This is a genomic window from Pseudarthrobacter sp. NIBRBAC000502772 (genome assembly GCF_006517235.1).
In the GTDB taxonomy this organism is placed as follows: domain Bacteria; phylum Actinomycetota; class Actinomycetes; order Actinomycetales; family Micrococcaceae; genus Arthrobacter.
The window spans coordinates 1,091,122-1,117,044 of record NZ_CP041188.1; the positions used below are offsets into that span (position 1 = coordinate 1,091,122).

Genomic DNA, 25,923 nt, shown 5'->3' on the forward strand with positions numbered 1-25,923 from the left:
CCATTTTACGCCTTGCCGCATTTACTCCCCGACGGGTTGCCCGTTGGATCCGGCGGAGGCGGCTATGAGCCCCATCATGGATTTGTGCAGCGCCCCCACCTGCTCACGGGTCAGGCCCAGGCGTTCCATCATGGTGCCCGGGACGGCAATGGCCTGCTGACGCAGCGCGGCGCCGGCCGGGGTCAGGCCCACGGCAAGGGTGCGTTCGTTTCCGTCCACCCGCTGGCGGGTGACAAAGCCAGCCTCCTCCAGCCGCCGAAGAAGCGGTGAGATGGTGGCCGGGGCCTGCGCCAGGGCCTCACTGATGCTGCGCAGGGTGCGGGGTGCTGATTCCCACAGGCACAGCATCACAAGATACTGAGGGTGGGTGAGTCCGAGCTTTTCGAGGACGGGCTTGTAGGCGCCCACCACGCTTCTGGATGCCACGGTAAGGGCAAAACAGAGCTGTTGCTCCAAGAGGAGGTCATCGTCCTGCTGCCGCGCGGCGCCGGCCCGTACCGCCATAACATTCCTCCAATAGTTAGTGCACTAATTGTTAGCGTACACTGGAGCGGGTAATGGGGTTCTATCGAAGGGGTCACTTTCATGGGCAAAGGCAAGTCAGGCGACAAGGGCAGCGCATCCCAGCGGTTCATGCGCGCAACCGGCAAGCTCAGGGCGATTTTCGGCCCGGCCAACCGCAGTTCCCTGGTGCATGACATGACCGAAGAGAACCGGGCACTCCTGGTTCAGCGCGAGCGGGAAACCCAGCAATGGGAAACGGTCACCCGCCCGGACGGCAGCACCTATGTTGTGCCCAGGAACCCGGACGACCAGTCCCTCCGCTGACCCTCTCCGGCCTCCCCGCCATGCCCAACCTCACCAGACCAATTTTCGGGCGGCGGGCGTAAAATAAGGGCACTGACTCCACAAGGAGGCAGTGGCTCTTTCGCCCGCAACGCGGGAAGGGGGGTGGAAACAATGGGACATGCGCTCACCGGTTTTATGCACGCGACTGACAGGCTCCGCTTTGTCTTCGGGCCGGCAACGCGTCTGGACACGGATTCGCCCGTGGTCCACAAGCATGATGAGTTCGAGCAGGCCTCTAACGAGGACCTTTCCCACTTCGTGGTGGAAACCGATTCCGAAGGTCATCACTACGCCGTGCGCCGCGAAGAATTGGACAAACAGGGCTGAGCTGTCCGCTTTGGCCAAAAAGAAAATGTTCTGGTGGCCGGCAGAACCGGCCCCCAGAACATCCTTTTATGGTGTGGCAGGGCTGAGAGCTAGCGCCCGGTGCCGCCGTAGACCGTTGCCTCGTCCTCGCTGTCCAGGTCGAAGGCCTTGTGGATTGCCCGGACGGCGTCATCGAGGAGATCGGCGTGCGTCACCACGGAGATCCGGATTTCCGAGGTGGAGATCATGTTGATGTTGATCCCGGCGTCGGACAGGGCCTTGAAGAACGTCGCGGAGACGCCCGGGTGTGACCGCATGCCGGCCCCGATCAGGGACAGTTTGCCGATCTGTTCGTTGTATTCGATGTTCTCGAACCCGATGTCCGGCTGTGCGGCCTTGAGCGCTTCCAGGGCCTCCGCGCCTTCGACGATGGGGAGCGTGAAGGAAATATCCGTCCGGCCCGTGCCGTGCGTGGAAACGTTCTGCACGATCATGTCGATGTTCGAGTGGGCGTCGGCAATGACCTGGAAGATCGCGGCAGCCTTGCCGGGGATGTCCGGGACACCCACCACAGTGACCTTGGCTTCGGAACGGTCGTGTGCAACGCCGGAGATGATTGGCTGCTCCAAGGCAACTCCCTCTTGAGTGGTGATCTTGTCTTCGGCGCTGGGGATGACCCAGGTGCCTTCGTTCTGGCTGAATGAGGACCGGACATGCAACGGCACACCGAACCGGCGCGCATATTCAACGCAGCGCAGGTGCAGGATCTTCGCACCGGACGCCGCGAGTTCCAGCATTTCCTCGCTGGAGATGGTATCGATTTTCTGGGCGGAAGGCACCACGCGAGGGTCCGCGGTATAGATGCCGTCAACGTCCGTGTAGATCTCGCAGACATCGGCGTCGAGTGCGGCCGCAAGCGCGACGGCGGTGGTGTCCGAGCCGCCGCGGCCCAAGGTGGTGATCTCGTTGGTGCTCCGGCTCATGCCCTGGAAGCCGGCGACGATCGCGATGTGCCCCTTGTCCAGGGCCGTGCGGATGCGGTGCGGATCGACGTCGATAATGCGCGCCTTGCCGTGGATGCCGTCCGTGATCATGCCGGCCTGGGAGCCGGTGAAGGACTGTGCTGAGGCGCCGAACTTGTTGATGGCCATGGCGAGCAGGGCCATGGAGATGCGCTCACCGGCCGAGAGGAGCATGTCCATCTCGCGGGCAGGGGCGGAATCTGTCACCTGGGCGGCGAGGTCCAGCAGTTCGTCGGTGGTGTCGCCCATGGCGGAAACGACCACCACCACTTCGTTGCCGGCCCGCTGCGCGTCGACCACTCGCTTTGCGACGCGCTTGACGCCCTCGGCATCCGACACGGAGGAGCCGCCGAACTTCTGCACAATCAGCTGTTTGGTCACGGCAGTGCCTTCGGGCAACTCCTGTGGCTGCGTTGCTGTGTGCACTTCGGAAGTGGGCGTACTCATGCGCGTACCTTCACTGGATCAATCGGAGTTCTGGAGGTCAGGCACGGCCTTGCTGCTGGACGGCGTGACGTGTCAGCCCAGTTTATCGCCGCCTGTGGCCGGACGCGGAATTGTGTCCAAATCTCAGCCTTCCGGCGGATACTGCGCCCGTCGGCTCAGGCGTAGGCTCATATAGTCAGTATGCATGAACGGCTTTGGGGGACAGGTGCTCGGGACATGACAGAAAACTGGGACAGAATAGGCATTCCGGCCCAGCCGGAAAGCCCGCGCCAGGACGGCATCAGCGCCACCGCGGTGAGCCGCAGCTTCGGGCAGGTGCACGCCGTCGAGCACATGGATTTCCATGCTCCGGCGGGAAAAGTCACCGCACTGATCGGCCCCAACGGTGCCGGCAAAACCACGCTGTTGCTCATGCTGGCTTCACTGCTGGCGCCGGATTCCGGCACTGTCACGGTGGACGGGCTGGATCCGCAGCACCACCGCGCGGAAGTGCGGAAAAGGATTGGCTGGATGCCGGACACCCTGGGCGTGTGGGAGTCCCTGACCGCCCGTGAGATCCTCACCCAGATAGCCCGTTTCTACCGGCTGCCCAAGGCCGGAATCCCGCAGCGCGTCACAGGGATGCTGGACCGGGTCCGCCTGAGTGACCTTGCAGACCAGCCGGCCCGTGTACTGTCCCGGGGGCAGCAGCAGCGCCTCAGCCTGGCCCGCGCACTGATACACGATCCGTCCGTGCTGCTGCTCGATGAGCCGGCGTCGGGCCTGGACCCGGGATCGCGGGTGGAGCTGCGCGTGATGCTGCGGCAGCTTGCGGCGGAGGGGAAGTCCATCGTTGTCTCCTCCCACGTGCTCAGCGAGCTGGACGAAATTGCGGACGCAGCGGTGTTCGTCAACCGCGGGAGGACGGTCCGGCACCAGACCACGGACGCGGCTGCCGCCTCCGGCAGGCGCTACGCCATCTCGGCAACCGACGGCGCAGCGCTCGCCGCCAAACTCACGGACTTGGGCCTGGCGTTCCGGGTTGAGGACGGCCGCCGGCCGGCCATCAGCCTGGTGTTGCTGAACGACGACGACGCCGCCAGCCTCCTGCGCGACCTGGTGCTGGCCGGCGTCGGGGTCAGCTCCTTTGCCCCCGCTTCGGGTGCCCTGGAAGAGACTTACATGAACCTTGAGGGGGAGCGGCGATGAGCCAGCTGACAGAACCAACGCAGCGCCCGCCGGCTTCCGGCATTGTTGCCGGCTACCTTGCCGGCATCCGGGATGTGGTGGTCCTGGAACTCAAGCAGCGGCTCCGGTCCCGCGGCTGGTACATCATGCTGGCCATCTGGTTCATCCTGACGGGCCTGGTGACCTGGCTGACGTGGGCCAGCTGGAACGCCCAGCGCGAAGCCCAACGGGCCTACTCGAGCTTTATGCCGCCCGACACCGGTCCGGGGTCCATGATCTTCGAAGTGGTCCTGGCCTTTGTCCTCCTCTTCGCACTGCTGGTGGCGCCCGCACTGTCTGCCAATGCCGTCAACGGCGACCGCGCCGGCGGGACCCTGGCCATCCTGCAGGTGACCCTGCTCCGTCCCGGACAGATCCTGTGGGGCAAGTTCTTCGCCGCGTGGGCCGCCGCCCTGGCCTTCCTGGTTGCCAGCACGCCGTTCCTGGTCATCGGAGTGGCCCTCGGCGGCATGACGCCCGGCCACGTCATCGTGGCCCTGCTGATGCTGGCGGTTGAGGTGGGCGTGGTGTGTGCCATCGGCGTCGGAATTTCCGCGCTGGCGGGGCGCCCGCTGTTCTCGATTGTGGTCACGTACCTTGCCGTGGCCGGGCTGGTTTTCGGTTCCCTGATTGCCTTCGGCCTGGGCACCGGGCTCTCGCAGGGCACCGTTATGGCCAACCAGGCGCAGTACCGCAATGTTGAACCGCTGCGGTCGGTACCCGACGAAACGGCGCCGCAGGAACCGGAGTACACCTGCTCCGGACCGCTGCGTGCCCAGCCAGCAGTTCGCACCGAAAGGGTGGCGTGGATGCTGGCCATGAACCCTTACGTGGTGGTGGCCGATGCCATCCCCTACACGGTCCGAGTCAACAGTGGCCTCGGAATGTCGTCGCCGGTGGGGGCCATCGAGTCCATCAGCCAGGGTGCACGCTACGCCATGGCCGGTCCGGAGGGCACCTACCCCTGCGCCAACGGGGAGGCCAAGCCGCAGTACCTGGCACAGTCCACTCCCCTGTGGCCGCTGGGGCTCGGCCTGCAGCTGCTGCTTGCCGGGCTGCTGATGTGGCTGGGCTGGCGCTCGCTGCGCACCCCGGCACACAGGCTGGCACGCGGAACCCGCATCGCCTAAGCCGGTGTGCCCGACGACGGCTCAGCCCGGCCCCCTGAACCCAGGCCGGGCCGGGCTGGGCCAGGCCGGGTCGCCGGTCTTCCTTAGCCTGTTGCCTTAGCCTGTCGGCCTGACCAGGTCAGGGGCAGGTCCGCTCAGGTCAGGGCGTTGCGGCGGCCTTCGAATGCACGCCCGAGGGTGACCTCGTCGGCGTACTCAAGATCGCCGCCCACAGGCAGCCCGGAGGCCAGACGGGTCACCACGATGCCGATTGTCTTCAGCATCCTGGCCAGGTACGTGGCCGTTGCTTCGCCTTCGAGGTTGGGGTCGGTGGCGATAATGACTTCCTGGATGGCGCCGTCGTTCAGCCGTGTCAGGAGTTCCCGGATCCGCAGTTGTTCGGGCCCAACGCCGGCAATGGGGTTGATGGCTCCGCCCAGCACGTGATAGCGGCCGCGGAAGGACCGGGTGCGCTCCACGGCGAGGACGTCCTTAGACTCCTCCACTACACAAATGACTGACGGGTCGCGCCGGGGATCCCGGCAGATGTTGCACAGTTCCTGCTCGGTGACGTTGCCGCATACCGTGCAGAACTTCACGCGTTCCTTCACCATGGTGATGGCTTCCACGAGTCGCTTCATGTCCTGCGGGTCCGCTTCGAGGATGTGGAAGGCAAGCCGCTGGGCGGATTTGGGACCGACACCGGGAAGCCGTCCGAGCTCGTCGATCAGCTCCTGGACTGCACCTTCGTACACGTTTTCCTCTTTTGGCTTGGCTTGGGTGGTGAATGGAGTTGCGGGAGTACGTGCGCCAGGTGCCTAGAACCTCGCAACGATGGGGCTTCCGTCCGGGGACCGCTCCTCGATCAGCTTCCCGCCCAGAATACGCTCGACGGCGGCGCGTCCAAAGACACCGGATTCCTCAATGGTTTCATCATCCGCGCTCGGTATGTCCTGGACGTAGGTTGCGGCGGCAGCCCTGGCCGGCGCCTTGGCACGCCCGGCTTCGGCCTCGGGGCTGTTGGACAGGCGCTGGTAAAGACTCTGCCGGGCGGCAGCAGCGGACTCGGACGTCGCCGGTGCCGGTTGCAGGGGTGCGGCAGCGGGAGCAGTCGATGCCATGGCGTACTCACGAACTTCAGCCGGTTCGGGAACGGCTGCTTCCGCTGGCGGGACTGCCGGAGCTGCCGGGGCTTGGCTGGCTGACGCCGGGTTGTTGGGCGCCGCGGATTCTGGTGCGGGGCCTTGTAGTGCGGGGGTCTCTGGCGCGGAGCTCTGCGGTGCAGCTGAATGTTGTGCGGCTGAAAATGGTGCGGGGATTTCGGTGGTTGCGGTGGGGGCTACGGGCGGCAAACCCCAGCTGGCGTCGGCATCGGACTGGCTCACGACAGCTGACGTCTTGGGGACCTGGGCGGTGGCGGGCTCGTAGCTGGGCGCAGGAGCGGTTTCCGTGGCCTCTTCCGGGACGGGCGTGTTCAGGCTTTTGCCAACATTGGGCTCGGTGCCAACCACCCATACGCCCGGCGCCTGCTCGACGGCCCGGCCCCACGGATCCAGTGCCGGATCGGGTTGTGAAGGAGCGGCCGATGCCGCACCGGAGGACCTGCTAGATGGGGACGTCTTTGCAGCTGCGGCCTTTGAAGCACCTCGAGCGGGCCGCTTGGCGGGTGCGGCCGCTGAAGGCTCAGGCTGTGAAGGCGACAGTCGTGGGGTAGCCGCAGCCGAGGGATCCCAGTCCATGGGTGGTTCCTCGTCCAGTGGCGGAGCATCTTCGTCGCGCGGGGGACCCCAGTCGTCATCGGAGTAGGCATACGAACCGGCGGTGGCAAGCGGCTCAGCTGGTACCGACTCTCCTTGGGCGGCTGGTACCTGGGCGGCTTCAGTGGCTGCCGACGCGCTGACGTCGCCGGTGTGCTGGACAGTTTCTGCAATAGCTGCCGCGCCTGCAGTCGGCGCAGGTGCAGCAGTGGCAGGAGGCACGCCCGGTTCGGGAGCACGCGTCGCGGGGGAGGGGGCTGGCGAAGGTGCCGGCGCGGTGGCCAGGACCTCAGGCGTGGAAACGGCGCTGGCAGGAGCCAGGCCCCACGCGACGTCGGCTGAACTGGCCGGAGCTTCCGGGCTGGCTTCCGGACTAGTGGGAGCTTTTGGGTTTGGCTCAGCGCTCGCTGCCCTGTTGGCGCCACCCGCGACTGCGGTGATCTGGCAGTCGATGCCCACTGTTTTGTGGATCGCCTGCCGCAGGTTTTCAGCGTGATCAGCCCGGCCGAAGGCGCCAGCCAACCCGGTAGTGCTGAACGACAGTGTCAGGACCTGGCCGTCAAAGGCACCCACCTGGGCGTTCGGCTCAACCAGGGCCCACGTGCTGCGCTTGATCTTGGAGAGTGTCTGCAGAACTTCCGGCCAGGCACGGCGCAGGACTTCGACGTCGCCTGTCCCGGCCGCCCCAGTTCTTGCCGCGCCAGTTCCTGTCGCACCGGCCGGTGCAGCAGTGGCAGGGGCATGGCCAACCGAAGCGGGCGCAGCCGGGGCAGGTGCAGCGGTGGCAGGAGCCGTGTCAGCGCCGGTGCCTGCAGACGGGGTGGCCGGGGAAACTGCGCGGGGGGCGTCTTCCCCGGTCTCTCGGGTGGCCTGACCGGATGCCTGCGGTGTGGGCGCGGGCCGCCTGCCTGTGGACTCGTCGACCGGCCAGTCGTTGGTGCTGACCCTGGGCGGCGTCAGCGACGGCCTGGTCTGTTCGGCTCCGGTTGCCGGTGGCCGGGCCGACCCTGGACCGGCAGCCGCTGGCCCTGAAGGCTGCTGCGCAGCAACCGGCGCCGCAGCAACTTGCTGTGCTGCGGCCGGAACCGCAGCAATCGGAAGTGCCGCAGCGGGCGCCTCAGAAACGGCTGGCGCAGAAACTGGTTGTACGGAAACGGGTGCAGCAGGAGCTGGCGCGGAAGCTGCTGGTACGGAAACAGGTGCAGCAGGAGCCGGCATTGCCGCTGCCGGCACCGCGGAAACCGCAGCGGGTCCACCCGAAACCGCAGCACCAGCCGGAGCGGGAGCGCCGACGTCGTTCCCGGCGTAATTCAGGCGCCGCTCCACGCGGTCGATCCGCGCAGCAATGCCGCGTTCCGTCTGTTCCGAACTGGGGAGCAGGATGCGGGCGCAAAGAAGCTCAAGGTGCAGGCGCGGAGAAGTGGCGCCGGTCATCTCGGTCAGCGCAGTGTTGGTGACATCAGCGGCGCGGGAGAGTTCGGAAGCCCCGAGGTTGTGCGCCTGGTTCTGGAGCCGGGCGATCTGGTCCGCAGGCATGCCGCGGAGGATGACCTGGGCACTTTCGGGCATGGCCTGGACGATGACGAGGTCGCGGAAGCGTTCCAGCAGGTCCTCGACGAAGCGGCGGGGATCGTGGCCGGTCTGCACAACGCGGTCCACAGCCCGGAAAACGGTGGCGGCATCTGAGGCGGCCACAGCTTCCACCACGTCATCCAGCAACGATGCGTGGGTGTAGCCGAGGAGGGCTACGGCAAGTTCGTAGTCGAGGCCGTTGGGTCCGGCGCCGGCCATCAGCTGGTCCAGCACAGACAGGGAATCGCGGACGGAGCCGCCGCCGGCCCGGACCACCAGGGACAGAACGCCGGGAGCCACGGGAACGTTTTCCTGGTTGCAGAGCAGCTCCAGGTACGCCATCAGCGGCTCCGGCGGGACAAGCCGGAACGGGTAGTGGTGCGTGCGGGAGCGGATGGTGCCGATGACCTTGTCCGGCTCCGTTGTGGCGAAGATGAACTTGATATGTTCTGGCGGTTCTTCAACGATTTTCAGCAGGGCGTTGAACCCGGCCGAGGTGACCATGTGGGCCTCATCGATGATGAAGATCTTGTAGCGGTCGCGGACCGGAGCGTACGTTGCGCGCTCGCGGAGGTCCCTGGCGTCGTCCACGCCACCATGGCTGGCGGCGTCGATCTCGATGACATCCAGGGAGCCTGAGCCGCCGCGGGCCAGTTCAATGCAGCTGGGGCACGTACCGCAGGGCGTATCCGTGGGGCCTTGGGCGCAGTTGAGGCAGCGGGCCAGGATGCGGGCGGAGGTGGTCTTTCCGCAACCGCGTGGGCCGGAGAAGAGATAGGCGTGGTTGACGCGGTTTTTCCGCAGTGCCGTCATCAGCGGCTCGGTGACATGTTCCTGCCCGATAACGTCAGCGAAGGAGTCCGGGCGGTATCTACGGTAAAGGGCGGTGGTAGTAACAGTCACGAGAAAACCCTACCAATCCGGGCAGACAATCAGGATCCCTCGCGGACGGCCGCCCTGTGGGGGAATAGTAAGACCCCCCATGCACCCGCCAGAGCCCGTTTACCCTTGCTACCTTCCGGTCCTGGGGGAGTTCAACAGGATGACGCCACATGAGGGGCCGCAGACAAGTTTACCCGAAGATTCAGGAAGGTCCGGACGGCCGCGAAAGCTGGCGCAAAGGCGAAAGCGGGTTCAAAGGCCCGGACGCCAGCTAGCGTCGCCAGCCGTCCACCGGCCAGGTCATGAATGCGGGCTCCTCGTAAGGGTGCGCCGCGCGCAGGGCCAGCACAACGGCGTCGAGCATCTCTTCCTCCACAACGCACTCCACCCGGGTTTCCGGCACGCGTTCGACCGCACCGACGGCCCCGATGAACGGCCCGGCACCAGGCAACGGAGTGAAGCGCCCGGTGCCGGGGGAGGTGAACGTGCAGTGCGAATAGTTCCCGATCCTGCCCGCGCCGGCGTCCCCGATTGCCGCGAGCAGCGGCTCCGTGTGTGTCTCCGGAACGTAAACCACCAGGGCGTGCAGCTGTGTCATGGCCTCATCCTGCCAAGAAGGCAGGCTAATGGGCAGCGATTTTCATTGCTTATCCGGCGGGTAGGGCCGATCATGGATATGTACACCGATTGGGGCAATCTCAAGGTTGTGAGCTGCGGGGCCTGGCTGGAGGGCCGGACCCGGCAGCTCAACGGTGTATCGGAGGAATGGGCGCATTGGGGGCGTCCATTTTTACCTTGACGGGCCAGCTGGAGCCCGGATTGCCGCGTGCGGTAACAGTCCGCCGGCCCAATTGGGCGATGCCGGAATGTTCAGGTAGTCTAGTATCTGCTTTTGATTCGAAAGCAGCTGGAGAATTCGCCTAGCGGCCTATGGCGCACGCCTGGAACGCGTGTTGGGTTAACGCCCTCGGGGGTTCAAATCCCCCATTCTCCGCCAGCCAGAAACCCGGTTCTGACCTCGTCAGGGCCGGGTTTTTGCTGTTCTCCAGCCCGTTGACCCATGGCTGGGAGCCCAGCTGCCCAGCCCAGGCGGCGGAGGCGCTCCCGGGCCGCTTGTTCGCTGGGTCCCGGCCCGCGTCCAAGGGCCAGATGTACGACGCCGAGAGCCACCTTCGTTGCCAGCCTCACGGGGAGCGGGAACGGCCCCAGCCGGGGGACCTGGAGCCCCAGCATGCGGCGGTACTTCGGCTCAAGGCTGTAGACGGCGCCGGCGAAGATGATCCGGTAGCCGGGGCGCAGCAGCGGATGCAGTGGCGGGTTGCGGATGAACTCAACGGTCTCGGCAACCCTGCTGTCCGCCACCAGCTCACCGTTGTTATACCAGCGGTCCAGTTGCTCCCGCATTTCGGCCTCGCTCAGGGGCAGATCCACCACGCCCATCAGCCGTCCGGCCTGGGCCCACTCGCGGACATAGGCGTCGGGGCCGCCGGGGATCCCGGCACCCCAGATTTTGTGGGCCGAGAGGAAGGCGTCCACGAACGCGATGTGGACCCAGCGGGCGAGTTCCGGATCGTTGGCCGAGTAGCTCCGCTCGCCGCCGTGCCCGTCACTGTAGGTCCCCTGTACAGGCTCATGCAGGCGACGGACCCGGGCGGAGGCCTCGTCGGCGGCGGCCTGTGGGCCATAGGTGACGGTGAAGATCCAGCGGATGGTCCGGGCCAGCCGGCTGAGCGGATCTGCGCGGAAGTCGGAGTGCTCGTGGATTCCCGCCAGTGCCCCTGGGTGCAAGGCCTGCATCAGGAGCGCGCGGACCCCAGCCACAATGGTAGCCATGGAGCCGTGCACCGCCCAGACGGCCGAGCCGGGAAGGTGATAGCCGGCGTCGTCCCCTTCGGCCAGCCGCGAAACCCAAGCGGGCTGACCGTCAGTGCTGCCGGTGAATACCCGTTTGATTTCGCCCTGCCATTCCCTGAGGAAATTTCGCATGCCACTATTCTCGTCCAGAAGCCGCGGGCACGGTTCTGAGGGGTGAACCACATAATGTCCGCAGCGGGACCGGCGCGGGGGTTCACAGGCCCGGGTCTTTGTGGTCCCATGAGATGGTAAGTCCGTCTGGAACCGGGGTCTGGCGGGCCAACCCGGGAGTAACGAGTGGGCAATCATCGGGGATCCGGCCGGGAGAAGGAGCCCGCGGGCGGCTGCGCCATAGCCGTGCGCGTGCTGGCCGCCAGCGCCGTTGTTGCCGCGTCACTCTTCGCCGTCGGCCTCCCTGGATCCTTCCCCGTTGAACCCCGCCCGGCAGCTTCGCCGGCGGGTGCCGGACATGTTGGCCTGCCTGGGCTGGCCGGTGCTTTCCTGACGGACAGCCGGGCCTTGGTTCCGTTTAACCGCACACTGGTCAGGACGATCGCCAAAGGCGGGAGCGCTCCGCTCGACGTGGCCGCTGCCGGGCTCACCCGTCCCCCGGAGGGGTCCCTCATGGCGCCCCTTGAGCTCCTCACGTCAAGCTCTCCATTCGGGTACAGGGTCAGTCCTATCACCGGTGCGGGCGGCGATTTCCACCTGGGCCAGGACTTCGCTGCAGGCTGCGGCACCAGGGTTTATTCGGCCGACGCAGGCGTGGTCCGGGCCGCCGGGTGGCATCCCTGGGGCGGCGGCAACCGCGTGGAACTAGACCACGGCAACGGGCTGATCACCACGTACAACCACTTGGAGGCTGTGGCGGTCCGGACGGGGGACTCCGTGCAGGTGGGCCAGGTCATTGCCCGTGTGGGCACCACGGGATGGTCCACCGGCTGCCATCTGCATTTCGAAACCATCCTCAACGGCAAGCACACCAGCCCGCTGAACTGGACACTTCTGCGCATTCGGCAGTTGGACGAACTCGAGGACATAGCCATGGTCAGCTATGAGGCCAAACCCGTGGACGTCGGCGCGCAACGCTGGGCCATCCCGGTTGCCGAGGACAACAGCCACACGGTCCTTGGCGGCGAAGAGGAACTGTCCGAACCGCCGCCGGTGGAGGGATCAGTGACAACGTCGGAACCGCCGGACGAGGCACCCACGGAAGAGCCGTCGTCGGACGCTACCTCGCCTGAATCCGCATCTCCGGACACGACTGCGACTGAAACAGCGACGGAAACAGCCACTTCGACGGCATTGCCCTCCCCAACGCCTTCCACGCCCCGGGCAACGCGGACGCCGACTGGAACCTCAAGCGCCACGCCGACGACGACGTCACCCACCCCCACGGGCACCTCACCTGCCCCCACGGGCACTTCGCCTGCGCCGACGACGAGCGCGTCGCCGTCTCCGACGCCCACTGTTTCCAGGTCGTGGCCGTTCAGGCCTACCTCGCGCCTGACGCCGACGCCGGCGCCAACGGTGGAGCCGACAGCAACAACGAGTAGCGGGTCCTCAGCCGCAACAGCGTCGCCCTCGCCCTCGTCTTCTACGACAGCTACAACCACCGCCACGCCTACCGACACCGCAACAGGGTCCGAGCCGGCGGGACCCTGACAGAGAACTCCCAGACTGTACCCGTACCCTTGATGGTTGGCAACGAATCACCTGCATGACCAACCTTTCAAGGACGGCGCTGTGACAGACCTGTACACCATTCCCCTCACTCTCAACGACGGCACCGAAACCGACTTTGGCCGGTTCAAGGGCAACGTGGTGCTGGTGGTGAACGTGGCGTCAGAGTGCGGTTTCACTCCGCAGTACGCGGGCCTGGAGACGCTATACGAAAAGTTCCGCGACCGCGGCTTCGATGTGCTCGGAGTTCCGTGCAACCAGTTCGCCGGCCAGGAGCCAGGCAACGACAGCGAGATCGCCGAGTTCTGCGAGCGGAATTTCGGTGTCACTTTCCCGCTGACGGCCAAGGCCAACGTGCGTGGTAAGGACCAGCATCCGCTCTATGCCGAGCTGACAAGGTTCAAAACCAGTGTGCTGCCTGGCCTGGTGAAATGGAACTTCGAGAAGTTCCTGGTCAACCGCGAGGGCGAGGTGGTGGCACGCTTCGCACCCACCGTCGAACCGGACTCCGCCGAGGTCATCGACGCAATTGAAATGGCACTGGCAGAATTTGACGGACCGGCGGCCACAATCGAACTTTCCAAGGCTTAATTCTTTAGTTTTTTCCAACTTGGCCGCAACAATTTACCCACAGTTTGCCAATTATCTGATTGGATAATAGTTACTGAAGGGTAGAAGGGAAACGCCGTTTCCCACCAACCACAGAGGCAGCAATGAAGCACATCGAGGCCGAACACCCCCGGCCACGCCACTTCCTTCTCCACCTGAGCGACCCCCACCTGTTGGGAGGTCCGGATCCCCTTTACGGCGCAGTTGACAGCGAAGCCAAGCTCATTCAGCTTTTCGACGAGGTCAGGGCTTCCGGTGCCCGGCCCGAGGCCGTGATCTTCACGGGTGACCTCGCCGACCAAGGCGACCCTCAGGCCTATGCAAAGCTCCGGGCAATTGTTGATCCCGCCTGCGAAGACATGGGCGCCCAAGTCATCTGGGCCATGGGCAACCACGACAACCGCGCCAACTTCCGGACCGGGCTGCTGGACGAGCCTGCCAGTGACGCACCGGTGGACCGCAGCTACTTCATCAACGGCCTGCGCATCATCACCATGGACACGTCGGTCCCGGGTTACCACCACGGCGAGCTAAGCCCGGCCCAGCTGGGGTGGCTCACCCGCCAGCTGGATACCCCGGCCCCCGACGGCACCATCCTGGCGCTCCACCATCCGCCGGTACCGTCGGTCCTGGACCTTGCCGTGCTCGTGGAACTGCGGGACCAGGCAAGCCTGGCCTCCGTGGTCCGCAACTCCGACGTCCGGACTATTCTGGCCGGGCATCTGCACTACTCGACCACCGCCACCTTTGCGGGGATTCCTGTCTCCGTGGCCTCGGCCACGTGCTACACCCAGGACCTCAACGTCGCCGTCGGCGGTACCCGCGGCCGGGACGGCGGGCAGGCCTTCAACCTGGTGCACGTCTACGAGCACACCATTGTCCACTCCGTGGTTCCGCTGGGGAACGCGGCCACCGTAGGGGAGCATGTCACCTCGGAAATGACTGCTGAGCGACTGGCCGCCGCGGGTGTCAGCATCCCTGACAACGCCAAAACAGGAGGCGTCAGGAAGGTATCCCTTCCGAACTACGCTATCTAGCCTGACACAGCCCGGCGGGTCGGAGAGCTCCCGACGCCGGAGCTCCCAACGCCGGCCCAGCCAGCGTCAGGGCCATGAGCGTCAGAGCTCCCAGGGCGCCTTGATGGGGTAGTACTTCTCCAGGAAGTCTGTCACGAGCTCGGCGCGCTCGTCCGCGGGGACTTCGGGGAAACTGCCGTCGTTGAGGCAGAAGAAGTCCATGTTCCGCTTGGCCAGCAGCTTGGGCAGGGTGTTCAGCCCGGCGCGGGCGGTGGTGTCCACGTACCGCACCTTGGCTGCGGTCTGCGTGACCGCACGGCCTGTCAGCAGCGCGTAGTAGTGGTAGAAGGAGTTCGTGACCGAGATGTTGTCCGCGGCGCGGAACCTGCTCGCCGCCGTCTTCTGGAACTCCTCCGGGAACTCACGCTCCATCCTGGCCACAACGCTGCGCCGCAGCGGGGCGGCGGTGTGCTCCAGGTGCCGCGTGGTGATCCGACCGAACCGGTTCCAGAGCAGCTTGCGGTTCACGCGGGCGGCGTTCTCGAAACCACTGCGCTCGGCATCGTTGTCGCCCAGCCCGATCCGTGTCTCGGCCTCGATGAACTTCGTGACGCCCCCCGGGGTGAAGAACATGTCCGGGCCCACCGAGCGGCCGAAGAACATGTCGTCATTCGAGTAGAGGAAGTGCTCGGAGAGGCCCTCGATGTGGTGGAGCTGGCATTCCACTGCCTGCGAATTGTGCGTGGGCAGCACTGCGGGATCGGCGAAAAACTCATCGCTGCGGACAATGGTCACCGACGGGTGCTCCGCGAGCCACTCCGGGGCGGGGGAGTCCGTGGCGATAAAGATGCGGCGGATCCAGGGCGCGAACATGTAGACGGAGCGCAGGGCGTATTTGAGTTCGTTGATCTGCCGGAAGCGGGCTTCGTGGTCGTCGCCTTCGCCCAGAACCACACCCTGCTGCTGGGCACGGCGGGCCGCGATGTATTCGGGAGAGCTGCCGTCAACCCACGAAAACACCAGGTCGATGTCGAAGCTGATGTCGCTGGCATGGTCGGCGAACATGTTCTCGATGGTGGGCCAGGTGTGGCCGTACCGTTCAACCGTCCCGCGGACAGCGTCCTGGGACTGCATGGTGCGGCGGGTCAGGGAGTTTTCGATCGGGAGGATCAGCTGATCGCCTTCAAAGCTCCAGAGCTCAATCTGGACGCCGGCGGAGGAACCGAACTCGAAACCGCCATCGGGTTCAACCCGCGGACGGTAGAGGCGGAAGATGCGGGCCTGACGGTTGGGGGAGAGATCCCCGTCGGCAACCAGCACGGAGGACTTCTTTTTCGCGTCCACGGTCATGGAGTACACGGGCTCGTTGCGGCAGGCCTCCACCAAGGCCGCCCGCAGCTTCTTGCGGTCTTTCCAGTCCAGGGCGATGACCGGACGGTCGTTGTTGCCGCGCACCAAAAGGTAGTCCAGTCCGGCCTCCGCGAGGACGCCCCGCAGGAACAGCAGGTCCTCAACCATGGCCTGGTACGGCGTCCGGTTGTGGTTTATCAGGGCATACCTGCCCTTGTGCCGGACGACGTCCGGCCGGTGCTTGAGCCGGGCCTCAGCAGCCGGAGATGTCACCTCCGCATGGGTGCGCGGTTCTACGGACGCCTGGCCGCCGTAGTAGATCTCGTCCTGGACAGGTGCTTCTGTAATGGTTGTCTCCGTCGCGGCTAAATGGTAAGCGTTCTTATCTGAATAATAGCGCGACCCCCAAAATGGCAGGCCTCAAACGGGCGCCGCCGGCCGGGGACGGGCTCAGCCGACCATGGCCTCCCGCCAGCTGCGCAGGTAAGCTCCGCCGGCGTCGTCGTGAATGACATCCTCCCCAAGCCCGAGATCGGTGGCGGTCAACACGTCATAAGGCTTGACCGGAACGCCGTCCGCCGGGCGGACATCAACGTGTTTTACGGGGTGGTCATTGTGGTGGAGCCAGTCCGCCATGGCGTAGTCCGTGCGGGAATCACCTACCGTCCGCCACGCCAGCGGCGTGATGCCCTGTGCCGCCAGCAACTCCACGGCGCGGCTGGCGCCGAGGTCTTTACCGAGCCGCACTGACTCAATATCGGTGGAAATGATGGTGGGATCGACGCGGTAGTCCACCTCGTCGTCGGAATTCGGTGCGTGGTGCTCCAGGCGGACCACGCCCATGCCGTGGCGGGTCATGAGGTCCATGGCGTCGGAGTCGAAAAGCTTCTGTTCGGCCAAGTAGTCGGCGGAGGGCACCTCGATGTGCTGCTCAACGGACACCATGGCACGTTTCGTCTCGTCAAAAAACATGTGCCTGGAGTAGTCCTCGGCTACGAGCCGGCGGACGTCATCGCCGTAGGCCTTGGGCACGGCCAGTTCGTGATCCACGTGGATGGGGCCGGGCCCGGCGGCGGTGTAGCTGAACCACACGGCGCCCTTCTCGCAAATGGCGTGGATGACTGTCCCAGCGGGAATGCCGGCGGCGATCATCGGCTCCATGACCTGCTCGCGGATGAAGGTATCGGAGCGGCCGGTATTGAAAATGACCGGAATTCCGGCAGTGGCCAGCGCCACCAGATCGGCAATGATGCCGGGTTTCACGTCCCGGGTCACGGGGCTGGCCACGGGTCCGTCAACGTCGAGCAGGAGGGCGAGGGGCGGGGTGGACGGCAGGCGGACGCCGGGCGCGGTGCTGGCAGGGAATTCGGGTGCGGTCATGGCTCCATTGTGTCAGCCACGGGCCTCTGATCCTGCGCCGGCGGCGCAATGTCCACGGCATGTGACAGATGGTCACTGTTTGGCTACAACCTTAGGATGCTGCGGGCCGGACACTTCTCTTGGGCCCCCAAGCTGCCTAGGGTGGCATAGTGATCTTCAAAGCTGTGGGCGAGGGACGCCCGTATCCCGACCATGGTTTCAACACGCCCAAACAGTGGGCGTCGCTGCCGCCGCGACCTGTCCGCCTGGATGAACTGGTGACGACCAAACGGACGCTCGACCTCGAAGCGCTCCTGGCCGAAGACTCCACCTTTTTTGGAGACCTCTTCCCGCACGTGGTGCAGTACCAGGGAACCCTGTACCTGGAGGACGGGCTGCACCGCGCCGTCCGGACAGCGCTGCACCAGCGGACCGCCATCCACGCCCGCGTGCTGGTCATAGATGGCTAGGAAACCCAAGGACGCCAGCGTCCTGCATGGCCACCACGTGGTCACCGGCCCCGAACTGCGGGCCACGTTTGAGGCTGCCGGCGACCCCGACAACCCGGTGCGGGTGCGCCGCCGCGTGGTGCATGGAGTGGTCCTGGTATTGCTGCTGGGCCTCATTGCCGGCGCCATCATCGTTGCGTTGGCCATCATGAGCGGACAGCTGAAGCTTCCGACGACGGCGGGCAGCGATGAGCCCCGGACCACCTGTCCCGGGGCCACCTTTGACTACACCCCCAACGACAAAATCAACCTCAACGTCTACAACTCCACCAGCCGCCCCGGTCTGGCTCGCTCTGTGGCGGATGAGTTGCTGGTCCGGAAGTTTGTGGTGGGTGCCGTGGCCAACACGGATGCCGGCTTCCGCGGTGTGGCTGCGGTGGTTTCAGGGGCTGCCGGGCAGTCTGCGGCCTTCAGCGTCCAACGGAACCTGCCCGGCTCCGACTACTTCCAGGACGGCCGGACGGACGCCAGCGTTGACGTGATTATTTCCAGCGATTTCAAGGAGCTGGCCGCCGCGGACCGGGTAGACCAGACGCCCGGGACGCTCAGCTGCCCGCGGGAAAGCCGGCGGATCGCAGACGATGCCAAGTGGCCGGTTATTCCGACGGCCGGCCCCTGACCTGTTGCCGTTGCTCTATCACGTCTGGTCGCTAAACCAGGCGGATGACGACCGGAAGTGATAGAGCAACGCAGGGGTTTACGGCAAGGGGAGGCTGACGCGCAGGGGTGCGCCGTCGTCGTCGAACCTTGCTCCGGCGCCGAGCTGGATGAACCGCACGGTCCGGGCGATCCTGGCCTCAAGTTCTGCGGGCTCGTTGCTGCCGCGTGCGGCGCTGGAGGAGAGTGTGCCGTGGATGAGCTGCGCCTGCTGGCCAATGTCCGCTTGCGGCAGGTATCCCTGTGCCATGCCGTCCCGGAGGATGCCCTGCAGCAGGACGCTGAGTTCACCTACGTGGTCGGCCAGTTTCGCAAAGGACGACGGCGACAGCACCGCCGCCATCGCCGGTCCGGGCGGGAGATGGCGGCGGCTGAGGTCCTCCACCTGGGTGCGCACGTACAGGGCCAGCCGTTCGACGGGGTTCTCGAGCTTGCTCAGTGACTCCCGGAGTTCGGCGAGGAAGCGCTCGGTCTCGTCCAGGGCGTAGGAGATCAGCAGTTCTTCGATGTCGGCGTAGTAGTTGTACACCGCGGTCCGCCCCACCCCGGCATGCCGGGCGACGTCAGTCATGGTCAGTCCGGGCAGGCCGTGGGTGAACAGGAGCTCCCCGAACGCTGTCAGGACCCGGCGTTGCGTCTCGGCGCGTTGCGCGGCGTTGTTGGCCGCCGAAATCCTGGGCATGCGGACACTTTACCGCGATGTGTCAGTAAACCCGGAGTCTTCGTCCAGATAAACCCGCTTTTGGTGGCCGCTGGGTGGATTATCTGGACAAAAACTCAGCGGGCCGCGTCAGACAGAGCCGTGTCAGACAGCGCAGCCGTCCGGGCCGCAGGCCTCGCCGTCGTTGCCGTCCGCGGCAGTGACCAGAACCAGGGGGTTGGTCTCCTGCCAGGCCTGGTTGAGCGCCGCCGTGAACGTTTCGGCAGGTTGGGCGCCGGAGAGCCCGAACTTGCGGTCAATCACAAAGAACGGGACGCCGCTGATGCCCAGGCCGCGGGCTTCCTCGAAATCGAAGCGGACGTCGTCGGCGTATTTGTCCGTAGTGAAGAGTTCGGCGACTTCATCGGTGTTGAGGCCCAGCTCCTGGCCCAGGGTAGTGAGGTACTCGGCGCTTCCGATGTCCTTGCCGTGTTCGAAATGATCGCTCAGCAGGCGTTCCTTCGCGGCATCCTGCTGTCCCTGCTGGGAAGCGAGGTGGATCAGGCGGTGTGCGGTGAAGCTGTTGGCCACCACCACCTGGTCGAACCGGTAGTCCAGGCCCTCGCCCTTGGCCTGCTCGGTGACGTGGTCAAACATCTGCGAAACCTGCCCCGGGGCCATGCCCTTGCGGGTGCTCAAGTACTCCAGTTCGGTGCCGTCGTAGTGCTCGGGAAGGGTGGGGTCCAGCTGGTAGCTGCGCCACTTCACCTCCACAGCGTCGCGGTGCGGGAACTCGGCCAGGGCCGCCTCGAACCGGCGCTTGCCGATGTAGCACCACGGACACGCGACGTCTGACCAGATCTCAATCTTCATGCTTGCCACAACTGTGCAGGTCAGACACCCATTCCGCGCGGGCAGTGTCGGATTTGTCACATTGGGCCTTGAAATGGCTCCCGCGCGGGGCGATAGTCGAAGCAGCGGGTTAAGCAGAGGCCATTCTGAACACATCAGTCGGTCGGGGGACTCGGACTTTGATCCTCCCGGAGGCACAGTATGCGGATAGGACTTGTCGCGGCACCATGGATTCCGATTCCCCCGGCCGGGTATGGGGGCATCGAAAGGGTTGTTGACTCCCTTGCCCGGGGATTCATCGCCGCAGGGCACGAGGTGTTGTTGGCTGCAGCGTCGGACAGCACGTGTCCGGCGCCGAGAGTGCCGGGGATGAGGCCATCCGAGCCGGCTGCATTGGGGTTCACACTCTCGGAGCTCAGCCATGTCATCAGGGCCTATGAAGGACTGGGGGACGTGGACATCATCCACGACCACACACTGGCTGGGCCGCTGCTGGCCCGACGAAGGTCCGCCGCCCCCGTGGTGACCACGATTCACGGCCCCCTCACCCCGGCGTCGGCGGATTTGTACCGCGCGATGGCTGCCGATACGGCCATCATAGGCATCTCACGTGACCAGGCTTCCCGTGTGCCGGATGTTCCGATCACCCGCGTGATCCATCACGGAATGGACGTCTCTGCCGTCCCGGTCGGTTCCGGCGCAGGCGGGTACGTCTGCTTTGTCGGCAGGATTTGCCCGGATAAAGGCGTTCTCGAAGCCATCCACATCGCGCGCAGGGCTGGCATTCCGCTGCGGATCGCAGCCAAGATGCGCGAGCCGGAAGAGATCGCGTACTTCCGCTCCGTCATTGAGCCGCTCCTGGGGTCCAACGAGGATTTTATGGGCGAGCTGGAGGACACCGACAAGTTTCAGCTCATGGGTGAGGCGATGGCGTTCCTGAACCCCATCCAATGGTCCGAGCCGTTTGGGCTGGTGATGATCGAATCCCTTTCAACCGGAACTCCAGTAGTGGGAACTCCGATCGGATCCGCACCCGAGATTGTGGACCATGGAAAGACCGGCTACCTTGCGCCCACGGACAGCCTGCACACCTTCCTGCCCCTTGCGGCACAGCTGGACAGGGCGCACTGCCGGGACCGGGCCCTCAAACTGTTCAGCACCGAACGGATGGTGGGCAACCACCTGGACCTCTACACAAAACTGCTGGAAACGAGCCCGCTTCCCAGGGTTCCGGATGTTTCCCATGTGGGCCAGAATCAAACAGGGAGAGCAGTTATCGGGGCGTCGGATCGGGCCCGATCTCTAGCGGGCGGTCATGAGGAAGGAGCGCATCCATGACTGCATGGAACGCCGACACTGAGGCTGATGTCGGCGGGGCTGAGGCCATCACGGTGGTGGAAGGGTCTTCCTTCTGTATCTCTACCCGGAGCGGCGACATCCGTGCCGACGGTGAAACGAATGGCGCGTTCTACCAGGACACCAGGATTGTGTCCCGGTGGATACTGCGCATCAACGGCGCGCTCCGCGAGCCGCTGGTGGCGCAACGGCCCAACTCCTACGAGGCCACGTTCGTGGGCCGCGCCCAGTGGCCCGGCGGCAGGTTCGACAGTCCGCTGGTGGTCCGTCAGGTCCGTCATATCGGACCCGGGCTGCAGGACGACATCACCCTCGAAAACTACTCAGCGGAAGCCGTGGACTGCGATATCGAACTGTTGGTTGACGCCGACCAGGCCGACCTCTTCGACGTCAAGGGCGGCCGGATTCCGCACGGCGCGCGGGTGAGCCGCACGGTCAGCGACGGTGGGATGCTGATCGAGGCCCTCCGTAACGGCCAGCGGCGCGGCTCCGCCATCCGCGCAGCCGGCGCCGAAATCTCCACCGAGATGCTTCGCTTCCACGCAACCATTCCGGCGCGCGGCGAGTGGTCCACCAGCGTGATTGTGGTCCCGCTCATCAACGGTGTGGGACCCGCGGCGCCGTTCACGCAAGAGGGACAACCGCGCGGACGCGTGGGCGTGCAGCGGCACTTGGCATGGGAAGAACATATTCCGCGCATCAGCGTCGCGGACGGCAATATCGAGGCCACCCTGCGCCGGAGCCAAAGCGATCTGGGGTCCCTCCGGATTTTCGACGCCGAGCACCCGGACCGTGCGGCCGTGGCCGCGGGAGCACCCTGGTTCATGGCACTCTTTGGCCGGGATTCACTGCTGTCTTCCTACATGTCATTGCTGGTTGACCCCACGTTGGCGGCCGGAACCCTCCAGACGCTGGCAACCCTCCAAGGCACGAAGGTGGATCCCGACTCCGAGGAAGAGCCGGGACGCATCCCGCACGAGGTTCGGCTGGGCGTGACGGCGGGGCTGTCCCTGGGCGGGACCGCCTATTACGGCACGGTGGACGCCACCCCGCTCTTTGTCAGTCTCCTGGGCGAACTGAGCCGCTGGGGACTGTCCGAGGACATCATCGATTCGCTGATTCCCCATGCCGACCGCGCCCTTGACTGGATCGAAAAATACGGCGACCGTGACGGCGACGGCTTTGTGGAATACCTTCGCCCCAACCAGCACGGTCTCCTCAACCAGGGCTGGAAGGACTCCTGGGACGGGATCAACTTTGCCGACGGGCGGATGGCCGAACCACCCACTGCCCTGTGCGAGGTCCAGGGCTACGTCTACTCCGCCTATGTGGGACGGTCCCTGCTGGCGCGCTGGGCCGGGGATCCTGAGACAGAGCACCACTGGGCCGAGCGTGCAATCGCCCTGAAGGAGGCTTTCAACGAGAAGTTCTGGCTGCCGGACAGGGGCTACTTCGCCATCGCGCTGGACAAGGACAAGACTCCGGTTGACGCGTGCACTTCAAACATGGGCCACTGCCTGTGGGTGGGCATCGTGGACGAGGAAAAAGCCCCGTCAGTGGCGGAGCGCCTGATGTCCCCCGAACTGTTCACCGGCTGGGGGATCCGGACCCTGGCTTCGGACATGGGCGCCTACAACCCTGTCAGCTATCACAACGGATCGGTGTGGCCGCACGATACGGCGATCGTGGCCACAGGGCTGATGCGCTATGGATTTGTTGATGAGGCCGTGAAGATCGCCAGCGGGATCCTGGACGCCGCCGAACACTTCGACGGCCGGCTGCCGGAGCTGTTCTGCGGGTTCGACCGGTCCGAATTCCACGGCCCTGTCCCGTACCCCACGGCATGCTCGCCCCAGGCCTGGGCCGCGGCAGCTCCCATCCAGCTTGCCCGGATCCTGCTGCGCTTCGACCCGGACTTCACGCGCAACGTGGTCCATCTCGCACCGATCCTCCCGGAGGAAATCGGGGACTTCAGGGCCGAGAACGTCCTGCTGGGGACTTCGCGTGTGGCCATCAGCGCGCGCGGGAGAGAAGGCCGCATCGACGGCCTCCCAGCGCGGCTGAAGCTGCTGAAGGAACCGCGTCCGCCCCTGGACGAACGACTGGGTGGACGGGCCGGAGACTAGCGGCAGGTTTCTCGGGGAGCGCTTAGGGCAGGGCCCGCTCAAGGACGAAGTCGTGCTCCACGGTGGTTCCCAGCCGGAAGGACTTACTGCCCACCTTGCGGAAACCGGACTTTTCGTAGAACCGGATGGCCCGGGCGTTCTGGCTGTTGACCCCCAGCCATACTCCGGCCGCGCCCGCTTCTGCCGCCGCCCGGAGGCTGGCGTGCATCAGTTCGCCAGCCGCGCCCAGGCCGTGGTGTTCGGGGTGGACGTAGCATTTGCTGAGCTCCATGGTGGGCAGCACTTTCAGCGCCGCCGCCACATCCGGATCCTCTGCTGGCCGGTTCACCAGCAGGCTGTAGCCGCGGAGCGCCCCGTCCGCGTCAATGACCAGGATGGTGACATCAGGGTCTGCCAGGTACTCCCGGAAGTGACGTTCGCTGAGCGTGTTTGCCACGTGCGCGGCAATATCCTCCGGTGACGACGACGGCGGGCACGCCAGCGGGAAGGTGACGGCCGCCAGGTCGGCGAGCGGGCCGGCGTCGTCCGTTGTTGCCTTTCGAATCGTGTGGGTCATGCAGGGATTCTACGTGCGCTTCCTAGGGCTTCGTGCTGAAGGCGGCGTCGAAGCTGGTCCGGGAGGCGGGGAAGTCGAACTTCTTCAGGGCGGCGAGCGCTTCGGGGGCGCCGTGGAGCCGGTCCATGCCGGCGTCTTCCCATTCGACGGAGATGGGTCCGGTGTAGCCGATCGCGGCCAGGGCGCGGAAGGATGATTCCCAGGGGACGTCGCCGCGGCCTGCCGAGACGAAGTCCCAGCCCCGGCGCGGGTCGCCCCACGGCAGGTGCGAGCCCATGACGGTGTTCCGGCCGGTGGGGCGTAGCTTCGTGTCCTTGCAGTCCACGTGGTAGATCCGGTCCTTGAAGTCCCAGATGAACGAGACGGGGTCGATGCCCTGCCACATGAAGTGGGAGGGGTCCCAGTTCAGGCCGAACGCTTCGCGGTGGCCGATCGCTTCGAGGGTGCGGACGGTGGTCCAGTAGTCGTAGGCGATCTCGGAGGGGTGGACTTCGTGGGCGAAGCGGACGCCGCATTCGTCGAAGACGTCCAGGATGGGGTTCCAGCGGTCCGCGAAGTCCTGGTAGCCGGCCTCGATCACGGCGGCGGGGACGGGCGGGAACATGGCCACATACTGCCAGATGGAGGAGCCGGTGAAGCCGACGACGGTGTCCACGCCGAGTGCCTTCGCCAGCCGGGCGGTGTGTTTCATTTCCTCGGCGGCGCGTTGGCGGACGCCCTCGGGATCGCCGTCGCCCCAGACCTTCGCACCGACGATCGCTTCGTGCCTGAAGTCGATGGGGTCATCGCAAACGGCTTGGCCCTTGAGGTGGTTGGAGATGGCCCAGACCTTGAGGTTGTACTTCTCCAGGACGGCGAGTTTGGATTCGACGTAGCCGGGTTCGTCCCAGCGCCAGGCGTCCAGGTGGTCCCCGGAGACGGCGATTTCGAGGCCGTCGTAGCCCCAGCCGGAGGCCAGGCGCGCGACTTCCTCGAACGGGAGGTCGGCCCACTGGCCGGTGAACAGGGTATAGGGGCGGGGCATGTCAGGCTCCTTCAGAAACGGTGGTGTGGGCCAGCGGGATGGTGGAGCTTTTCGCGGCGGCGGACTCTTCGATGGCGTTCAGGATCCGCTGCACCTCGAGGCCGTCCTCGAACGACGGCGACGGCGGCGTTCCGGTGCTGATGGCGGTGAGGAAGTCGCGGATCTCATGCGTGAACGTGTGCTCCCAGCCGATGATGTGGCCCTGCGGCCACCAGGCTTCAAGATACGGGTGCTCGGGCTCGTTGACCAGGATCCGGCGGAAGCCCTGCTCGCGGGCGGGTGCGGTGGCATCGAGGAGGTGGAGTTCGTTAAGGTTTTCCAGGTCGAATAGCAGGGAGCCCTTGTCCCCGTAGATCTCCAGGGTCAGCGCGTTTTTCCGGCCGGTGGCCACCCGGGAGACCTCCACTGAGGCGATGGCCCCGGAGGCGAGGGACAGCGTGGCCCAGGCGGCGTCGTCGACCGTTACATCCTCCATACCCGCTGCCCCGGGGCGGCGCGTGGTGAAGGTGTGCAGGCGGCCGGAAACCTCGGTCACCCGGTCTCCGAGCAGGAACAGAACCTGGTCGATGGCGTGGGAGGCGATATCCCCGAGCGCCCCGGAACCGGCGGTTTCCTTGTTCAGCCGCCAGGTCATGGGCGCCGTTTCGTCCGCCAGCCAGTCCTGCAGGTAGGCGGCCCGGACGTGCCGGACGGTGCCCACCCGGCCGTCCGCGATGAGTTCCCTCGCCAGCGCCAACGCGGGCACCCGCCGGTAATTGAAGCCGATCATCGACTGGACGCCCTGTGCCCGGGCTGCCTGGGCGGCCGCCGTCATGGCCTCGGCCTCGGCAAGCGTATTGGCGAGCGGCTTCTCCACCAGGACATGTTTGCCTGCCGCGAGCGCGGCGATCGCGATCTCGGCGTGCATCCAGCCCGGGGCGCAGATGTCCACGATGTCGATGTCGTCGCGGTCCAGGACGGCCCGCCAGTCCGTCGCGGTCTCGGCCCACCCGTACTTGGCAGCGGCTTCCTCCACCCCGGCGGCGTCCCGGCCCACGAGTAGTTTCTGCTCGAAGGCCGGGACGTCGAAGAAGCTGGCCACATTGCGCCAGGCATTGGAATGGGCCTTGCCCATAAACGCGTAGCCGACCATCGCGACGCCGAGCGGGCGATTGGTGGCTGATTCAGGTGAGGTCATCATCG

At 65.6% G+C, this 25,923-nt stretch carries 24 protein-coding genes, 1 tRNA gene and 1 other RNA gene; 12 read left to right on the forward strand and 14 right to left on the reverse strand.

The genetic code is table 11. The features are described 5' to 3' along the window. Positions 1-21: 21 nt before the first annotated feature. Positions 22-504 carry a MarR family winged helix-turn-helix transcriptional regulator gene (locus NIBR502772_RS05145; RefSeq protein ID WP_141139344.1) on the reverse strand — a complete coding sequence of 161 codons (483 nt, stop codon included), beginning with the start codon at positions 502-504 and terminating at the stop codon, positions 22-24. Positions 505-585: 81 nt separating this feature from the next. Here NIBR502772_RS05145 and NIBR502772_RS05150 point away from each other — a divergent pair, with 81 nt between their 5' ends. Together NIBR502772_RS05150 and NIBR502772_RS05155 are read left to right on the forward strand one after the other, a co-directional pair. Then, positions 586-828 carry a hypothetical protein gene (locus NIBR502772_RS05150; RefSeq protein ID WP_141139345.1) on the forward strand — a complete coding sequence of 81 codons (243 nt, stop codon included), beginning with the start codon at positions 586-588 and terminating at the stop codon, positions 826-828. Between the two features lie 132 nt (positions 829-960). Next, positions 961-1,176, forward strand: coding sequence for a hypothetical protein (locus NIBR502772_RS05155; RefSeq protein WP_141139346.1), 216 nt, complete (start codon positions 961-963; stop codon positions 1,174-1,176). An 89-nt stretch (positions 1,177-1,265) separates the two neighbouring features. Here NIBR502772_RS05155 and NIBR502772_RS05160 read toward each other — a convergent pair whose 3' ends face one another. Then, positions 1,266-2,624, reverse strand: a complete 1,359-nt coding sequence (locus tag NIBR502772_RS05160) for an aspartate kinase (protein WP_058930163.1) — start codon at positions 2,622-2,624, stop codon at positions 1,266-1,268. A gap of 216 nt (positions 2,625-2,840) precedes the next feature. On the opposite strand from NIBR502772_RS05160, the gene NIBR502772_RS05165 reads away from it, so the two are divergent. Both NIBR502772_RS05165 and NIBR502772_RS05170 read left to right on the forward strand, forming a co-directional pair. Then, positions 2,841-3,812 carry an ABC transporter ATP-binding protein gene (locus tag NIBR502772_RS05165; RefSeq protein WP_141139347.1) on the forward strand — a complete coding sequence of 324 codons (972 nt, stop codon included), beginning with the start codon at positions 2,841-2,843 and terminating at the stop codon, positions 3,810-3,812. After that, positions 3,809-4,960, forward strand: a complete 1,152-nt coding sequence (locus NIBR502772_RS05170; RefSeq protein WP_141139348.1) for an ABC transporter permease — start codon at positions 3,809-3,811, stop codon at positions 4,958-4,960. The genes NIBR502772_RS05165 and NIBR502772_RS05170 overlap by 4 nt, the downstream gene beginning before the upstream one ends. Positions 4,961-5,094: 134 nt before the next feature. Here NIBR502772_RS05170 and recR read toward each other — a convergent pair whose 3' ends face one another. From recR to NIBR502772_RS05190, 4 genes are all read right to left on the reverse strand, one after another. After that, the gene (recR, locus tag NIBR502772_RS05175) at positions 5,095-5,694 is read right to left on the reverse strand and encodes a recombination mediator RecR (protein ID WP_056348564.1); all 600 of its coding nucleotides are present in this window, start codon (positions 5,692-5,694) and stop codon (positions 5,095-5,097) included. A gap of 63 nt (positions 5,695-5,757) precedes the next feature. Beyond that, positions 5,758-9,111: a DNA polymerase III subunit gamma and tau gene (locus NIBR502772_RS05180; RefSeq protein WP_371706866.1), complete on the reverse strand. Its 3,354-nt coding sequence runs from the start codon at positions 9,109-9,111 to the stop codon at positions 5,758-5,760. A gap of 125 nt (positions 9,112-9,236) precedes the next feature. After that, positions 9,237-9,333, reverse strand: an RNA gene (gene ffs / locus NIBR502772_RS05185) — signal recognition particle sRNA small type. An 88-nt stretch (positions 9,334-9,421) separates the two neighbouring features. Next, a complete protein-coding gene (locus NIBR502772_RS05190) occupies positions 9,422-9,748 on the reverse strand; it encodes a hypothetical protein (protein WP_141139350.1) in 327 nt (108 codons plus the stop codon). A 311-nt stretch (positions 9,749-10,059) separates the two neighbouring features. On the opposite strand from NIBR502772_RS05190, the gene NIBR502772_RS05195 reads away from it, so the two are divergent. After that, positions 10,060-10,147 (forward strand) — tRNA-Ser (locus NIBR502772_RS05195). On the opposite strand, the gene NIBR502772_RS05200 is transcribed toward NIBR502772_RS05195, so the two are convergent. Further along, positions 10,126-11,136, reverse strand: a complete 1,011-nt coding sequence (locus NIBR502772_RS05200) for an oxygenase MpaB family protein (protein WP_141139351.1) — start codon at positions 11,134-11,136, stop codon at positions 10,126-10,128. The two genes, NIBR502772_RS05195 and NIBR502772_RS05200, sit on opposite strands and share 22 nt — an antisense overlap. A gap of 165 nt (positions 11,137-11,301) precedes the next feature. Here NIBR502772_RS05200 and NIBR502772_RS05205 point away from each other — a divergent pair, with 165 nt between their 5' ends. From NIBR502772_RS05205 to NIBR502772_RS05215, 3 genes are all read left to right on the forward strand, one after another. Next, positions 11,302-12,669: a M23 family metallopeptidase gene (locus tag NIBR502772_RS05205; protein WP_246848700.1), complete on the forward strand. Its 1,368-nt coding sequence runs from the start codon at positions 11,302-11,304 to the stop codon at positions 12,667-12,669. A gap of 81 nt (positions 12,670-12,750) precedes the next feature. Further along, positions 12,751-13,278, forward strand: a complete 528-nt coding sequence (locus NIBR502772_RS05210; RefSeq protein WP_141139352.1) for a glutathione peroxidase — start codon at positions 12,751-12,753, stop codon at positions 13,276-13,278. 122 nt (positions 13,279-13,400) lie between these two features. After that, positions 13,401-14,333 (forward strand): phosphodiesterase, encoded by a 933-nt coding sequence (locus tag NIBR502772_RS05215; protein WP_141139353.1) that lies wholly within the window; start codon positions 13,401-13,403, stop codon positions 14,331-14,333. Between the two features lie 81 nt (positions 14,334-14,414). Here NIBR502772_RS05215 and NIBR502772_RS05220 read toward each other — a convergent pair whose 3' ends face one another. Then, positions 14,415-15,830 (reverse strand): stealth family protein, encoded by a 1,416-nt coding sequence (locus tag NIBR502772_RS05220; protein WP_141141945.1) that lies wholly within the window; start codon positions 15,828-15,830, stop codon positions 14,415-14,417. A 282-nt stretch (positions 15,831-16,112) separates the two neighbouring features. Next, complete coding sequence (locus tag NIBR502772_RS05225; RefSeq protein ID WP_141139354.1) at positions 16,113-17,042, reverse strand: hypothetical protein; 930 nt, start codon at positions 17,040-17,042, stop codon at positions 16,113-16,115. Positions 17,043-17,191: 149 nt separating this feature from the next. Here NIBR502772_RS05225 and NIBR502772_RS05230 point away from each other — a divergent pair, with 149 nt between their 5' ends. Beyond that, the gene (locus tag NIBR502772_RS05230; protein WP_058930154.1) at positions 17,192-17,491 is read left to right on the forward strand and encodes a type II toxin-antitoxin system VapB family antitoxin; all 300 of its coding nucleotides are present in this window, start codon (positions 17,192-17,194) and stop codon (positions 17,489-17,491) included. Further along, positions 17,484-18,149: a LytR C-terminal domain-containing protein gene (locus tag NIBR502772_RS05235; protein WP_104062683.1), complete on the forward strand. Its 666-nt coding sequence runs from the start codon at positions 17,484-17,486 to the stop codon at positions 18,147-18,149. Before NIBR502772_RS05230 ends, NIBR502772_RS05235 begins: the two co-directional genes overlap by 8 nt. A gap of 78 nt (positions 18,150-18,227) precedes the next feature. Here the strand turns inward: NIBR502772_RS05235 and NIBR502772_RS05240 are convergent, their stop codons facing one another. Both NIBR502772_RS05240 and NIBR502772_RS05245 read right to left on the reverse strand, forming a co-directional pair. Further along, the gene (locus NIBR502772_RS05240) at positions 18,228-18,869 is read right to left on the reverse strand and encodes a TetR/AcrR family transcriptional regulator (protein WP_141139355.1); all 642 of its coding nucleotides are present in this window, start codon (positions 18,867-18,869) and stop codon (positions 18,228-18,230) included. Positions 18,870-18,992: 123 nt separating this feature from the next. Further along, a complete protein-coding gene (locus NIBR502772_RS05245; protein ID WP_141139356.1) occupies positions 18,993-19,700 on the reverse strand; it encodes a DsbA family protein in 708 nt (235 codons plus the stop codon). Positions 19,701-19,880: 180 nt separating this feature from the next. Between NIBR502772_RS05245 and NIBR502772_RS05250 the strand changes: the two genes are divergently transcribed. Together NIBR502772_RS05250 and NIBR502772_RS05255 are read left to right on the forward strand one after the other, a co-directional pair. Beyond that, entirely contained in the window at positions 19,881-21,017 is a 1,137-nt protein-coding gene (locus tag NIBR502772_RS05250) for a glycosyltransferase family 4 protein (RefSeq protein ID WP_141139357.1), read from the forward strand. Continuing rightward, on the forward strand, positions 21,014-23,161 hold the full coding sequence (locus tag NIBR502772_RS05255; RefSeq protein WP_141139358.1) for a glycogen debranching N-terminal domain-containing protein: 2,148 nt from the start codon (positions 21,014-21,016) through the stop codon (positions 23,159-23,161). The genes NIBR502772_RS05250 and NIBR502772_RS05255 overlap by 4 nt, the downstream gene beginning before the upstream one ends. Before the next feature lie 22 nt (positions 23,162-23,183). On the opposite strand, the gene NIBR502772_RS05260 is transcribed toward NIBR502772_RS05255, so the two are convergent. From NIBR502772_RS05260 to NIBR502772_RS05270, 3 genes are read right to left on the reverse strand one after another with little or no spacing between them, the layout of a single operon-like run. Further along, on the reverse strand, positions 23,184-23,717 hold the full coding sequence (locus tag NIBR502772_RS05260) for a GNAT family N-acetyltransferase (protein WP_141139359.1): 534 nt from the start codon (positions 23,715-23,717) through the stop codon (positions 23,184-23,186). A 22-nt stretch (positions 23,718-23,739) separates the two neighbouring features. Then, positions 23,740-24,741, reverse strand: a complete 1,002-nt coding sequence (locus NIBR502772_RS05265) for a sugar phosphate isomerase/epimerase (protein ID WP_141139360.1) — start codon at positions 24,739-24,741, stop codon at positions 23,740-23,742. Between the two features lies 1 nt (position 24,742). Further along, the gene (locus NIBR502772_RS05270; protein ID WP_141141946.1) at positions 24,743-25,918 is read right to left on the reverse strand and encodes a Gfo/Idh/MocA family protein; all 1,176 of its coding nucleotides are present in this window, start codon (positions 25,916-25,918) and stop codon (positions 24,743-24,745) included. Between the last annotated feature and the right edge of the window lie 5 nt (positions 25,919-25,923).